At 69.5% G+C, this 715-nt stretch carries 1 protein-coding gene; it reads left to right on the top strand.

Features of this window, described 5'->3' with window-relative positions; genetic code table 11:
- Window positions 1–648 (top strand): IclR family transcriptional regulator (locus JMF90_RS39240; RefSeq protein WP_201326568.1); only part of this gene is annotated, 648 nt, incomplete at its 5' end.
- Window positions 649–715: the final 67 nt, after the last annotated feature.

The raw sequence follows: 715 nt of genomic DNA, 5'->3' as shown, positions 1-715 counted from the left end.
AGCGAAATCTACCGGATGCTCGAACGTCTCGTCGCGCGCCGCTACGTGATGCGTTCGACCGGCGGCGACCGCTACACGCTCAGCCTCAAGCTGTTCGCGCTTGCGCACCGGCATCCGCCGATGAACCGGCTGATCGCCGAGGCGCTGCCGCCGATGCAGCGCTTCGCGGATGCCGCCGAACAGTCGTGCCACCTGTCCGTCTACGATCGCGGCAACATGCTCGTGATCGCGCAGGTGGACGGGCCCGGCCCATGGGGCGTATCGGTGCGACTCGGCTCGCGCGTCGGGCTCGCCGATACCGCGTCGGGACGCATGCTGCTGGCGTTCCAGGGCCCCGAGCAACGCGCACACATGCTGGCCGAGCATCGCAAGGTCAAGGGTGAAGCACCGCTGAACGAGCAGGAACTCGCGAATGCGTGCCAGTCGATCCGGCAGTCCGGCTACCTGCGTCAGGACAGCCGCCAGGCGTACGGCGTGACCGACCTGACCGTGCCGATCCTCGGGCCGGCCGGCCATGCGATCGCGGTGCTGACGTGCCCGTACATGCGGCGGATCGATGCGCACATGGCGCCGTCCGTCGACGTGGTCGTCGACGCGCTGCGCGACACAGCTGCCCATCTGTCGATGTGCCGCACCGAGGCCTGCTGACGCGCGGGTTCCCCGGCAAAGCGCACCGGGCACGGCGCAGCGGCACCGACTCCGGTTGCGCGCAACG

Source organism: Burkholderia sp. E168m23, from assembly GCF_016586125.1.
Taxonomy (GTDB): Bacteria; Pseudomonadota; Gammaproteobacteria; order Burkholderiales; family Burkholderiaceae; genus Burkholderia; species Burkholderia orbicola.
Note: the sequence above shows the minus strand (reverse complement) of the source record. Positions and strands in the feature narration are given on the sequence as shown.